This window comes from Paenibacillus sp. FSL F4-0097 (genome assembly GCF_038593125.1).
In the GTDB taxonomy this organism is placed as follows: domain Bacteria; phylum Bacillota; class Bacilli; order Paenibacillales; family Paenibacillaceae; genus Paenibacillus_AQ; species Paenibacillus_AQ odorifer.
The window spans coordinates 3,923,932-3,936,775 of sequence record NZ_CP151965.1; the positions used below are offsets into that span (position 1 = coordinate 3,923,932).

General features: G+C 45.3%; 12 protein-coding genes. 1 reads left to right on the plus strand and 11 read right to left on the minus strand.

Going from position 1 to position 12,844, the window contains the following annotated elements; genetic code table 11:
• The first annotated feature begins 168 nt into the window (after positions 1-168).
• On the plus strand, positions 169-1,068 hold the full coding sequence (locus MHH86_RS17600) for a hypothetical protein (protein WP_341144532.1): 900 nt from the start codon (positions 169-171) through the stop codon (positions 1,066-1,068).
• Here the strand turns inward: MHH86_RS17600 and MHH86_RS17605 are convergent.
• The 11 genes from MHH86_RS17605 to MHH86_RS17655 all read right to left on the minus strand — a co-directional run bounded on the left by MHH86_RS17605 (position 1,061) and on the right by MHH86_RS17655 (position 12,758).
• Positions 1,061-1,249 (minus strand): hypothetical protein, encoded by a 189-nt coding sequence (locus MHH86_RS17605; RefSeq protein ID WP_094903567.1) that lies wholly within the window; start codon positions 1,247-1,249, stop codon positions 1,061-1,063. The genes MHH86_RS17600 and MHH86_RS17605 overlap by 8 nt on opposite strands.
• A 14-nt stretch (positions 1,250-1,263) precedes the next feature.
• Positions 1,264-2,715, minus strand: coding sequence for a nicotinate phosphoribosyltransferase (locus MHH86_RS17610; RefSeq protein WP_036688051.1), 1,452 nt, complete (start codon positions 2,713-2,715; stop codon positions 1,264-1,266).
• A gap of 51 nt (positions 2,716-2,766) precedes the next feature.
• Complete coding sequence (locus tag MHH86_RS17615) at positions 2,767-3,306, minus strand: isochorismatase family cysteine hydrolase (protein ID WP_036688054.1); 540 nt, start codon at positions 3,304-3,306, stop codon at positions 2,767-2,769.
• Between the two features lie 29 nt (positions 3,307-3,335).
• Entirely contained in the window at positions 3,336-4,106 is a 771-nt protein-coding gene (locus tag MHH86_RS17620) for an NUDIX domain-containing protein (RefSeq protein WP_036688055.1), read from the minus strand.
• 242 nt (positions 4,107-4,348) lie between these two features.
• Positions 4,349-4,798, minus strand: coding sequence for a YlbF family regulator (locus tag MHH86_RS17625; RefSeq protein ID WP_036688057.1), 450 nt, complete (start codon positions 4,796-4,798; stop codon positions 4,349-4,351).
• 25 nt (positions 4,799-4,823) lie between these two features.
• Entirely contained in the window at positions 4,824-6,410 is a 1,587-nt protein-coding gene (miaB, locus tag MHH86_RS17630; protein WP_036688058.1) for a tRNA (N6-isopentenyl adenosine(37)-C2)-methylthiotransferase MiaB, read from the minus strand.
• A 273-nt stretch (positions 6,411-6,683) separates the two neighbouring features.
• Positions 6,684-7,778 (minus strand): NADH:flavin oxidoreductase, encoded by a 1,095-nt coding sequence (locus MHH86_RS17635; RefSeq protein WP_036688059.1) that lies wholly within the window; start codon positions 7,776-7,778, stop codon positions 6,684-6,686.
• A gap of 149 nt (positions 7,779-7,927) precedes the next feature.
• Positions 7,928-8,773, minus strand: coding sequence for a rhamnulose-1-phosphate aldolase (gene rhaD / locus MHH86_RS17640; RefSeq protein ID WP_036688060.1), 846 nt, complete (start codon positions 8,771-8,773; stop codon positions 7,928-7,930).
• 43 nt (positions 8,774-8,816) lie between these two features.
• Entirely contained in the window at positions 8,817-10,073 is a 1,257-nt protein-coding gene (rhaA, locus tag MHH86_RS17645) for an L-rhamnose isomerase (protein ID WP_076275411.1), read from the minus strand.
• A gap of 39 nt (positions 10,074-10,112) precedes the next feature.
• A complete protein-coding gene (gene rhaB / locus MHH86_RS17650) occupies positions 10,113-11,579 on the minus strand; it encodes a rhamnulokinase (protein ID WP_076275410.1) in 1,467 nt (488 codons plus the stop codon).
• A gap of 27 nt (positions 11,580-11,606) precedes the next feature.
• Positions 11,607-12,758 (minus strand): iron-containing alcohol dehydrogenase, encoded by a 1,152-nt coding sequence (locus MHH86_RS17655; RefSeq protein ID WP_076275409.1) that lies wholly within the window; start codon positions 12,756-12,758, stop codon positions 11,607-11,609.
• Positions 12,759-12,844 lie beyond the last annotated feature (86 nt).

Here is a 12,844-nt window from a genome sequence, read left to right on the forward strand (position 1 = left end):
TATGGGACCGTTGATTTGCCTACTCGCACCGGATTCGCCCCATTCTGCGGGATTTATACCGTTGATTTGCCCACTCGCACCGGATTCGCCTCATTCTGCGGGATTTATACCGTTAATTTGCCTACTCACACCGGATTCGGCTCATTCTACGGGATCTAAACCGTACATTTGCCTACTCGCAACGGATTCGCCACATTCTGCGGGAGATATACCGTAGATTTGCCCACTCACACCGGATTCGCCTCATTCTACGGGATTTATACCTTTGATTTACCTCCTCCCACCGGATTCGCCACATTCTACGGGATTTATACCGTTGATTTGCCTACTCGCACCGGATTCGTCCCGTTCTACGGTATATATACCGTTGATATGCCCACTCACACCGGATTCGGCTCATTCTACGGGATTTATACCGTAGATTTGCCTACTCGCACCGGACGAGCCACATTCTACGGGATTTATACCGTTGATTTATCTACTCGCAACGGATTCACCACATTCTACGGGATTTATACCGTAGATTTGCCTACTCGCACCGGATTCGCCCCGTTCTACGGGATTTATACCGTTGATTTGCCTACTCGAACCGGATTCGGCTCATTCTACGGGATTTATACCGTTGATTTACCTACTCACACCGGATTCGCCACATTCTACGGGATTTATGCCGTTGATTTGCCTACTCACACCGGATTCGCCACATTCTACGGGATTTATACCGTTGATTTGCCTACTCGCAACGGATTCGCCACATTCTGCGGGAGATATACCGTTGATTCGCCTACTCGCACCGGATTCGCCTCATTCTACGGGATTTATACCGTAGATTTGCCTACTCGCACCGGACGAGCCACATTCTACGGGATTTATACCGTAGATTTGCTCACTCACACCGTCGCCTCATTCTACGGGATTTATACCGTTGATTCGCCTACTCGCACCGGATGCGCCTCATTCTGCGGGATTTATACCGTTGATTCGCCTACTCGCACCGGATGCGCCTCATTCTGCGGGATTTACTTATTCTTTTGGGTTTATGGTAATTTGTCGATATACTTTAACTAGTGTTCTGCTGCACAAAATGCAACGAAAGCCAAATCAGATATACGCAGACAAGCTGGCTTAATATACTTTCAGAAATAAACTCGCGGCGTTCGAAGTTAACAAACGCAAGCTTCATCCAAACGTCGGCTTCACCCAAACGCAAAAAAGCACGGGAATCTAATCCTCCCGTGCTTCTTTCCATCGAAACTACAAAATCTACTCGATCTCCGGCTGAATATGCTCCGCGATCAATTGTTGCTTGTTGGTCCAGACCTTCTCACTCAGATTCACCCGGTACACCTCAGGATTGAGCTTACGCAGATATTCCGGCCAGAACAGATCCTTCTGCTCCCGATGGTAACGGCGAACTTCATTCAGATCCGGCAAAGTATAGACCTGGAAGCCGTTCACATAGATCGGCTCAAGCATAGGCAGCGCTTCATAGCGCTCCACATACTTGTGCATGTATGGATGCAGCGGATTAAACAGCTTCACCCGACCGCCGTTGCGCGGAGCTTCCTCTTCCGGGAAGCAGATATAATCTGCTAGCGCTTTGCCATTTTTCCCGATAATCCGGAATACGTCCTTGCTGCCTGGCGTGGATACTTTTTCAGGGTTAGAAGAAATCTTGATCGTCGGTACCATTTCTCCCGTTGCGGACTCAATTTCTACCAGCTTATAGACCCCACCCAAAGAGGGTTGATCCGAAGCCGTAATCAATTGTGTGCCTACGCCCCACGTGTCGATGGCTGCACCTTGCAGCTTCAGATCCATGATTGTATTCTCATCCAAATCATTGGATGCCACAATCTTCACATAATCGAGCCCAGCTTCATCCAGCATGTTCCGCGCCTGCCGGGATAGATAGGCTAAGTCACCGCTGTCTAAGCGGATACCGATCATCTTTTTACCTTGAGCTTCAAGCTTTTTGGCGGTTCTAATCGCATTCGGCACACCACTGCGCAACGTATCGAAGGTATCAACTAATAGTGTAACTTCATCAGGCATCACCTTGGCATAAGCATCAAAAGCTTCCTGCTCGCTGCTGAAGCTCTGAACCCAAGAATGCGCATGTGTACCTTTGGTAGGGATGCCAAACATTTTACCTGCTAGCATGTTAGAGGTTGCATCAAAGCCGCCGATATAAGCCGCTCTAGCGCCCCAGACCGCCGCATCCGCTTCTTGTGCCCGTCGGGTACCAAACTCCAGCAGAATATCATTCGGAGCCACCTGCTTAATTCGGGAAGCCTTCGTAGCGATCAGCGTCTGGTAGTTCATGAAGTTCAGAATGGCGGTCTCCACCAGCTGCGCTTCCATGATCGTCCCTTCCACACGGATTAGTGGCTCATCCGGAAAAATCAACGCCCCTTCTTTCATCGAATAAACGTTGCCCTGAAAATGAAATTGCAGCAATTCTTCCAAAAAAGCGGGAGCGTAATTTTCTTCTTGCTCCGACAAGTAACGGATATCATCTTCGGTGAAACGCAAACCGCCGATGTACCCAACGATACGCTCTAATCCTGCGAACACGGCATAGCCGTTTCCGAAAGGTAACTTGCGGAAATAAGCTTCAAATACAGCTTTTCGCTTATGGCTTCCATTCACCCAGTGAGCATACATCATATTGATCTGATATTTATCTGTATGTAGCGCAAGTTCTCTCTTCAAGTCCTCATCTCCTAATATCCACGTTGCTGTATGTGTATGTTTTTTATAGTATTATGCCTTAACAACGTCTGCTCCTAAACTTCCCCGGAAATGATTTAGTGCCCATTTATGTCCATCCGCGTTGAAGCTGGCGACCGCATCTTCGTGCACAGTAATAATAAAACCTTTGTTATATGCATCCACCGCAGTGTGCAAAACACATATATCTGTACATACACCAATCAAATGAAGGTCAGTAATGCCACGTTCCCGCAGCTTGATCTCTAGATCGGTTCCACTAAAAGCGCTATATCGAGTTTTGTCCATCCAATAGATGGAATCCTGGTCAGCTTCATAAACAGTTTTCAGACTTCCATAAAGCTCCCGCCCCTCAGTCCCTCGTACATTGTGAGTTGGAAACAGTTTACTCTCAGGATGATAAGGATCATTGTCTTCATGTAAATCTACAGCCATTACAACATAATCGCCATTTTGGACAAACTCAGATGTTAATTGGCTGATTCTTGGCTCGATGTCGATTGCAGGCTGCCCAACCGGTAAATTCCCATTGACAAAATCATTGGTAAAGTCAATTACTATTAGTGCTCTCATGAGAATCGTCCCTCCCCTGATTTAAGACACTACGTATAAATGGACAACAATGGCTCGTGATCTGTAAACATATACAGCTGAGCCGGGCGTTGTGAGTATTGATTAGAGCTTAGTGCATTGCCCTCTTCATCTCTCACTTCTTTTAATATACCCTGACGGCTGCGTGTTGACGTGATTTTACGAATAAAATTTGGCTCTTTAAATTCCGGCACTACTGTCTGAATCACCTGATAAAGCTCACTTAGCGTAAAATGTCTAGGCAAAAACTGTCTTGCTATCGTTGTCTGCAGCATTTGCTGTTGGATACGTACGTATGCATCCTTGATAATTTCATGGTGGTCAAAAGCGAGCTCCAGTTCTTCTAACGCTTCCTGCAACGTAAATAAACCCACTTCACCCGCATCGTCGGAAGCTTGTCTTTGCTCCAGCATCCACTCTTCTACTAAGGCGAAAAAGGCATGGCTGATAATCCATCCCCGAGGGTCGCGGCCAGGTGTACTATAAACTCCAAGATATTCTAAGTGACCTCCATCGACACCGGTCTCTTCTTTCAGCTCACGAGTTGCAGCATCATAAATAGACTCATCTTCCTGACAGAATCCGCCTGGTAGAGCCCACATGCCTGCACATGGCCATTTTTTCCGTCTAATTAACATTACCTTCAATTCACGTAAAGGCAGCGTCTTAGTGACCGTCTTCCGTTCGCGTTTGGTCAGTGTAAACATTACAATGTCGGCCGGAACACCATCCGGTGTACGATATTTTTTGGCGTTATAGGTTAATTCCCCATTGTCGCTCATAATTGCCCCATCCTTTTCCGAAGCTGTAGTTTTACTTATTCGTATCTTTAAATGTACCAAACATGTTCTTCATAAATCAACAGCTAAATTCCATTATTTTACATTATCCTACAAAAAAGACTATATGAGAAACGACCTTGTCGTTGAATTATAAGGATTATGTATATTCTTGAATCTTACTTCTACCTCTTATATTGAAATAAAGGGACGGATCTGCATCCGCCCCCTGAACTGAGTGTGGGTTATCCGCATGTGGTCGGAGGCGCTTCGGTGCCGGCTTCCACATTTATTTTTTCCGAAACGGTATCTCTAATCACGGAAATTACTAGCTGGAGCAAATAATTAATATCGCTCTGGCTTTGCTGAAATTCATTGACGACAGGAATACCGTCGATCTCATCTTGCAGCACTTCAATTTCACGTTCAATTTTGGCGACCATATCTTTATTATTGAAGCTTTCGAAGGCCACGATTTCTTTTTGTTTTTTCTTAATGGTTGCAATCAGTCCTTGCACACGCTCGTGATTAAGAATTTTTTGCTCCGCCTGCTGAAAATGGCGAACCTCTTCGCTGGTTGAGATTAATGACGCTAATTCTTTAGCTTTGCCCATAATATCCTCGCGAACGATCAGATCACGGGTATTATAAGTCTTCATTCCATATTTATTCAACCGTTGTTCTTCTGTACTCATTAGTCATCTCCCCATTCGTATGTGATTAATGAACAGCTGCGGCCTCAACCACAATATCCCCTTTAATGTACCATGTTTTGGTATCTGTAATTCTCACGTTTACAAATGTGCCGATAAGCTCCTTCGGACCTTCAAAATGGACCAGCTTGTTAGCGCGGGAACGGCCAGAAAGGACTTCGGAGTTATTCTTACTCTCCCCTTCTACCAGCACCTCTACAACTTCACCCAGCATCCGGTCATTAATGATCCGGCTGTTCTCCTTGATGAGATCATTTAATCTTTGCAGACGTTCACTCTTCACCGACATCGGTACATTATCTTCCATAGCGGCTGCTGGTGTACCCTCCCGCGGAGAATAAATGAACGTATATGCCATATCATACCCAACCTCACGCACAAGCGATAGGGTATCTTCAAATTGCTCATCAGTCTCCCCAGGGAAACCAACGATAATATCGGTACTTAATACAGCATTCGGCACACTTATCTTAATCTTACGCACTAATTCCAGGTAAGCTTCCCGGGTATATTTACGGCTCATTTTCTTAAGAACGGCAGTACTTCCCGATTGTACCGGCAGATGGATATGCTCCACCAAGTTGCCGCCTTTGCCTAGAACCTCAATCAATTTATCGTCAAAATCCCGCGGATGCGATGTCATGAAGCGAATGCGTGGAATATCAATCAGACGCATATCATCCATCAGGTTACCGAAGGTGTAATCAATATCTGTAAAATCTTTACCGTAAGCATTTACGTTCTGCCCCAGTAGCGTTACTTCCTTGAAGCCTTGGCGCGCAAGCTCTCTCACCTCAGCGATGACGTCCTCTGGACGACGACTGCGTTCTTTACCGCGCGTAAACGGTACGATGCAATACGTGCAGAACTTATCACAACCATACATAATGTTCACCCAAGCGCGCATGCCTTCCCGCTTCTTCGGCAAGTTCTCAATAATGTCGCCTTCTTTAGACCATACCTCAACCACAAGCTCTTTACTAAATACCGCTTCTTTAATGAGGTGTGGCAATCTGTGAATATTATGCGTACCGAAGATCATATCCACGAAGCCATGCTTTGACATAATCCGGTTGACTACGCCTTCCTCTTGGGACATGCAACCGCATACCCCTAACAACAGACCCGGCTTCTCGATCTTCAGGTTCTTAAGATGTCCTAGCTCTCCAAATACCTTATCCTCGGCGTTCTCCCGAATCGCACAAGTATTCAGCAAAATGAGATCCGCGTCATTACGGTCAGTGACACTGCGGTAGCCCATCTGTTCCAATAGGCCCTTCATCGTTTCCGTGTCATGCTCATTCATTTGGCAGCCATAAGTCGTTATATGATAATATTTGCCCACTCCGAAATTCTGCATTTCTTCAGGAATTTCGAAATCATAATGCACTTCTATTTCTTCCTTGCCGCGCCGTTTTCCTTCTTTATAGTCAGGCTGGCTATTAATTTGCACATTTCTTCCTTTAATCCGGTAAGTAACCTTACCTTCTTCTTCACTAATTACCTTTGCATCACTAAAATCAAAATATTTCGAATAATCCTTAGAACCCTTGCCGGATTTTAAGTCCGGTGAGTTGTGGTTCCCCTTTGTCATGCTGTTTTCACGTCCTCTATTGTTCAACAATTATTTTTATACTTTGCTAATTTAAAATTATAACATAATGCTGGCCTAACATAGAAGTGCCCGATCTATTAATGATGTAAAGGAGCGTTGCATATCGACAAAAAAATACCCCGCCAACGTTTGGCAGGGTCAAGTTCTATCATATTAAGGGGGGTATGCTACTATTATAAGCAGATACACTACTCTTGAAACAGTTATACAACCTCTTACCTAAAAAAATAGTCATTGTATATTCTGCTAGTTTTAGTAAAGAGTATTCGTCGCTTCAGGAGTAAATGGGATGATTTCGTCTATCGCTCCACTTTGTACTTTAGCGGGCCAAGCCGGATCGCTAATAAGCGCTCTGCCCACTGCAACCAAATCAAACTCCTCCCGACCGAACCTTTCAGTTAACTCATCGATATTATCCGCAGGCTTCTGAGCTTTATCTTCTGCGAAGAAATCGCTTTGCAGGCCAATAGAGCCCACTGTAATACACGGCTTCCCGGTAAGTTTCTTAGTCCATCCAGCTAAATTAAGATCAGAGCCAGCAAATTCAGGTTGACTGAAGCGTCGGGTCGAGCAATGAAAAATATCTACACCCGCTTCGCTAAGCGGTGCCAAGAAACTCGCAAGTTCTTCTGAAGTCTTCGCCAGCTTCTCATCATACGCCCCCAACTTCCACTGGGAAAAGCGCAGCACGATTGGGAAGTCTGGTCCAACCGCTTGACGGCATGCTTTAATGATCTCGACAGCGAATGTTGTTCTTCCTACCAAATCGCCACCGTAACGATCGGTACGTTTATTCGTTCTATCCCAGAAGAACTGGTCTATCAGATACCCATGAGCGCCATGCAGCTCGATGCCATCAAAGCCAACGCTTTTGGCATTTGCCGCCGCTTGAGCGAAGGCTGTTACTAAGCTTTCAACCTCTTCTGTAGTCAGCGGCTCTGTCACCGGCTCACCTGCTAAATTCAGACCCGAAGGGCCTACAGGAAGGGCTTCAACGTTAGGATACTCGCCGATTGTACGCGCCATTCCCACATGCCAAAGCTGCGGGATGATCTTGCCCCCAGCTGCATGAACCTCTTCCACAACCTTCTTCCAGCCTTCTAAAGATGCTTCTTCATGTATATTAGGAATATCTTGGTGACTGACAGCCGCTGGATGATTTACCGCAGTACCCTCAGTAACAATTAATCCCACTCCACCCTCTGCACGTCTACGATAATAAGCGGCAACATTGCTTCCCGGCACACCATTCGGAGACTGCGCGCGTGTCATCGGCGCCATTACAAATCGGTTCGACAGCGAAAGATTCCCCACTTGAAAAGGTGAAAATAGTTGCTCTGTATTCATATGTTACCTCCAATTTATTAATTGATTACTTTAAGTAAGCTTATTATCTACCCAAAAGATGGGAAATGCAAATTTTAAGAAAAAGACAAAAAAAACCGGACCTCGCAGAATCTACGAATGCCCGGTTTTCACCAAATTATAATGACTCTCTAGACTTCAAGAATCCCCGCTTTAGGTGTAACTCCAAATGCTTTAGCTAAATCCCATAGCTGTTGGTCTGTGATCTTTTGTTTGATTTCTCTACCGCCAATCAAGTTGTAGATCGTTGCAGCCTTTTCAACCGTTTCTACTAGACCAAAGGTAGCATCCATGGTGGAGCCCGTGCCAAAAATCCCATGCTGCGGCCAGATGACTAAACGGTGATCCTTCATTTTCTTAGCGGTTTCGCGGCCGATCTCACTGCTGCCCGGAACAATCCACGGAATAACGCTGACCCCATCAGGGAAAACAACAAGGCACTCTGTGCACATTTCCCATAGTGTTTTGGTAAACTTCAGTTCGTCCAGATCATGCGTGAAGGTCATCGCGATAACATTTGTAGCATGTGTATGCAGCACGATACGGTGTGTGGGATCTACTTTCAAGCGTTCAATATGACTCATAAAATGCGAAGCGAGCTCACTCGTAGGAACTGCCCCATTCCGCAATCCCCACAATACTTCCACACTTTCGCCATTGCCGCTAACCCTTAACACACCCAGATTCGCTTCAGGGTCTTTAATCACATTTCTGAAATATTTGCCCGAACCTGTTACGATAAAATACTTGCCTGCTAATTCTTTTACCGGAAAGGTGAGTTTGATCGTGCGCAACGGCTCCAGTACATTAATATACTTAGCCACCTCATTCTCATCCAGCAAATAGCTGACATTCCCACCATTCAGTTCATCCCAGCCAAGCTCCCACATATGACGGGTGATCTCTGACATTTCCTGAATAAATGGAGCTTCACTGCTGGCAATATAACCTTTTGACTCTAACAAGGATGTACTCATAGTCTATTCTCTCCTTTGTATTTGCTGCTCTCCGTATCCACTTTTATCTTAAAGACAAAACGTCCTGTTCATAATTTTTCACTTCAGTAAGCCATTGCTCACGCACCGGTGTACCTTGTGATGCACAGTAGTAATCCCAGACCGCTCCAAACGGATACGATTTGAACTCTTCTACCAGAGCAAGACGTGAAGTATAATCCCCGGACTGCTCGATTTGCTTAAGTTCTTCCACGGGTTCCAGCATCGCACGCAGCAACGCCTTAATAGTGTTGCGGGTGCCAATGACCCATGCCGCGAGATGATTGATACTGCCATCAAAGAAATCCAATCCAATATTCGTACGAGGAAGTAAGTCCCCACGAACTAATTCACGGGCGATTTCCAGCAGCTCATCATCCATCGTTACCACATGGTCACTGTCCCAGCGGACAGGTCTGCTAACATGCAGCAGCAGCTGCTCACTGAACATCAGAATCGAAGATAATTTATTCGAAATCACTTCTGTAGGATGAAAATGTCCCGCATCCAGACAGATTGCTTTTCCATTTGTTAAACCATAACCCATATAGAATTCATGAGAGCCAACCACATAACTTTCAGAGCCAATTCCAAACAGTTTACTTTCCAAGGCATCCATATTATAAAGCGGATCTATTTCCTGACTAAAAATCTCATCCAGCGACTCTTTTAAACGTACTCTTGGAGCTAGCCGATCTACTGGCGTATCTTTATAACCATCTGGAATCCAAAAATTCGTCACACAAGGCTGACCCAGCTCCCGCCCAAAATGCTCAGCGATCGTACGTGAAGCTTTACAGTGTCTGATCCAGAAATCCCGAATCTCCGCGTCCGAATGACTGAGAGTGAATCCATCGGCTGCTTTCGGATGTGAGAAACAAGTAGGGTTAAAATCAAGCCCTAAGCCCTGCTCCTTCGCCCAATCCACCCAGGATTGAAAATGTCGTGGCTCTAGTTCATCCAAATCTACAGGTTCATCTGTATCTGCGTAAATAGCATGCAGGTTAACCTTATGTTTACCAGGAATAAGCGATAACGCCTTTTCTAAATCTTGACGTAGTTCATCTGGTGTACCCGCCCGGCCCGGATAACTTCCCGTTACCGCAATGCCCCCGCTTAGTTCTTTTCCCTTAAAAAGAAAACCTTTTACATCATCACCCTGCCAGCAATGTATGGAAATTTTTATTTGCGCGAGTCGCTCCAGCACTTTATCCACATCAATACCGTGGGCTGCGTATAGTTTTTTGGCTTCGTTATAGCTAGTGATAATGCTCTGATCCATGCTGTTTATCCTCCTAAAATAGTGCAATGTCTGTTTCGCTTAGATAAGCTCATTCACCTTGGACAGATGAAGACTTCTCCAGCGATTTAGAATGTTATCAAAATGCTTGATCGGCTGCGGAATGTAGGATGTTATTTCAAAAGATTGTTCGATAATAGCTCTTGCCTCAGTTATGTCTGCAATGGAATCTGCGCTAATCATCTGCACTACTATATTTCCTAGAGCAGTCGCTTCCGTTGGTCCAGCCTTTACTTCCCTGCCGATAACGTCAGCTGTTAGTTGGCATAAAAGCCGATTGTTCGCCCCTCCGCCGACAATTTGCAACCCCTCGATCCGACGTTCTGTCAGCTCCTCCAACTCTTCCAAATAAGTTAGATAGGATAACGCCAAGCTGTCAAAAACACAACGTGCTAACTGTCCAGGTGTCTCCGGAACGGGCTGCCCACTCTCCATACAGGCACTGCGGATTTCTTCTATCATGTTGGATGGATTTAGAAACCTTGGTGCATTACAAGGGATGAGGCTACGAAACCCCTCTTCTCCCTGCGCAAGCTCTGCAAGCTCCGCAAAACTATAACAATTGTTCAGTAATCTGCGAACCTCTTGAATAAGCCATAAGCCCATTACATTTTTGAGGAATCTATAAGTTCCGTAGGCTCCCCACTCATTGGTGTAGTTGGCCTGCATGGCTTGTAGAGAATTTAGAGGCTCCGTTCTTTCTACACCGAGTAAAGACCAAGTTCCACTGCTGATATAAGCTGAGCCTTCTTGAAGTGGAGCACCTAGCACTGCTGAGGCCGTATCATGGGAAGCCACACAGATCAGTTGGCATTCTGGCAGGTCATATTGTTGGATTAAAGCTTCGTCAAGAGGACCAACCACTACACCAGGCTCAGTTAATTTTGAAAATTGATCTTTCCTGATATTCAAGAATTCTAATAGGTCATCGTCAAAATCCCGGCTTTCCAGATTCAACAGCTGTGTTGTAGATGCAATAGTAACCTCATTGATCTTGCGGCCAGTCAGTCGGTAATATAGATAATCTGGTACAAGTAAAATTTGATCCGCTTGCGCTAACTCTTCTTCATTATGAACATATAACTGATTCAAGGTATTGATGGATAACTGCTGGATTCCTGTCTTTTCATAGACGGTTTGTGGTGAAAGCTGCTTTGCCACCAGATCCACAGCCAGATCCGTTCTGCGGTCCCGGTAGGCGTATACTTCCTGAACACGATTCCCGTCCGCATCTACCAGCACATAATCTACACCCCATGTATCAATACCGAGCGTACAGGTAGTAATTCCATCGGTTTTAGCCTTCTGAAGCCCGATCATAATCTGCTCTACTAAATAATCAATGTCCCAGAAACAGGAACCCTCTTGTTCCGTAAAGCTATTACTAAAGCGATGAAGCTCTTCTAAGGAAAGAATACCTTCTTGCAATATTCCGCGCACCAACCGCCCACTTGAGGCACCGATGTCAACGGCGATGTGATTATTCATAAACAATCTCCTATGATAAGGGGTGATTTATAATATTTTTTTGAACAGTGTAATAACTTCTTCTTTAGTAGGAATAAAAGGGTTACCTGGTGCACAAGCATCCTTCATCGAATTTTCAGCCAGAAGATCAAGATCTACTTCTTCTACACCAAGCTCGGATAATTTGGCTGGAATCCCTACTTCTTTAGACAACGCCTTGATCGACTCAATTACGAAATCCGCGCATTGTTTATCCGTTTGGTTCTCTACATTAAGTCCAATCGCTTTAGCAATGGATCTGAATTTCTCAGGCACATATTTGGCATTTTCTTCTTCCACAAAAGGCAGCAGCATCGCGTTACATACGCCGTGCGGCAGATCGTATACGCCGCCCAGCTGATGCGCCATCGCATGCACATAACCAAGCCCCGCATTATTGAAAGCCAATCCGCCAAGGAATATCGCGTATACCATCTGTTCACGCGCTTCGATATCATGGCCATTCTTCACAGTACGAGCCATGTTAGCAAAAATTAGCTCCACTGCGGCTAGTGCCGTAGCATCAGTTACCGGATAAGCTCCTGGCGTCACCAACGCTTCAATCGCATGAGTCAGTGCATCCATACCCGTGGCCGCGGTAAGTGCAGCTGGTTTATCAACCATAAGCTCAGGATCGTTGACTGAAATCGTCGCAAGGCTGTTTTTATCTACCATAACCATCTTCACTTTGCGATCTTCGTCTGTGATTACATAGTTAATGGTCACTTCAGCCGAAGTACCAGCAGTGGTATTCACGGCGACAATCGGCAGTGATTTATGCTTAGACTTGTGTACACCTTCATATTCTTTGATATGACCGCCATTTGTGGCAATGATACCAATGGCTTTGGCAGTATCCTGTGGTGATCCACCGCCGATGGAAATCAGATAATCACAATTCTGCGACTTGAGATAATCAACGCCATCGTGGACATTTTTACAGGTCGGATTGGGTTTCACTTCATCATAGATGGCATATTCAATCCCCGCTTCGTCCAATACCGCCAGCAATTTACCAGCAATGCCACTTTTCATAAGGAATTTGTCCGTAACTACAAGTGCCTTTTTTAATTTAAGTTCTTGGATGTATGGACCAATCTCCTGCAAGCATCCCTTGCCCATAATATTGATCGATGGAACATAATACACATGCGTGCTCATTGCTTGACCAGCCTCCTAAAGTTAATTTATCAACACCAAAGTTTTACACACAACTCTGCAAGCTAGAGCGTAGTATTCCGGCTGCA

Bases quoted from the DNA above. Each gene is read 5' to 3' on its own strand.
- MHH86_RS17635 (WP_036688059.1), bottom strand. From the start codon at position 7,778: ATGAATACAGAGCAACTATTTTCACCTTTTCAAGTGGGGAATCTTTCG.
- MHH86_RS17620 (WP_036688055.1), bottom strand. From the start codon at position 4,106: ATGAGCGACAATGGGGAATTAACCTATAACGCCAAAAAATATCGTACA.
- MHH86_RS17655 (WP_076275409.1), bottom strand. From the start codon at position 12,758: ATGAGCACGCATGTGTATTATGTTCCATCGATCAATATTATGGGCAAG.
- MHH86_RS17605 (WP_094903567.1), bottom strand. From the start codon at position 1,249: ATGGAAAGAAGCACGGGAGGATTAGATTCCCGTGCTTTTTTGCGTTTG.
- rhaA (WP_076275411.1), bottom strand. From the start codon at position 10,073: ATGGATCAGAGCATTATCACTAGCTATAACGAAGCCAAAAAACTATAC.
- miaB (WP_036688058.1), bottom strand. From the start codon at position 6,410: ATGACAAAGGGGAACCACAACTCACCGGACTTAAAATCCGGCAAGGGT.
- rhaB (WP_076275410.1), bottom strand. From the start codon at position 11,579: ATGAATAATCACATCGCCGTTGACATCGGTGCCTCAAGTGGGCGGTTG.
- rhaD (WP_036688060.1), bottom strand. From the start codon at position 8,773: ATGAGTACATCCTTGTTAGAGTCAAAAGGTTATATTGCCAGCAGTGAA.
- MHH86_RS17615 (WP_036688054.1), bottom strand. From the start codon at position 3,306: ATGAGAGCACTAATAGTAATTGACTTTACCAATGATTTTGTCAATGGG.
- MHH86_RS17625 (WP_036688057.1), bottom strand. From the start codon at position 4,798: ATGAGTACAGAAGAACAACGGTTGAATAAATATGGAATGAAGACTTAT.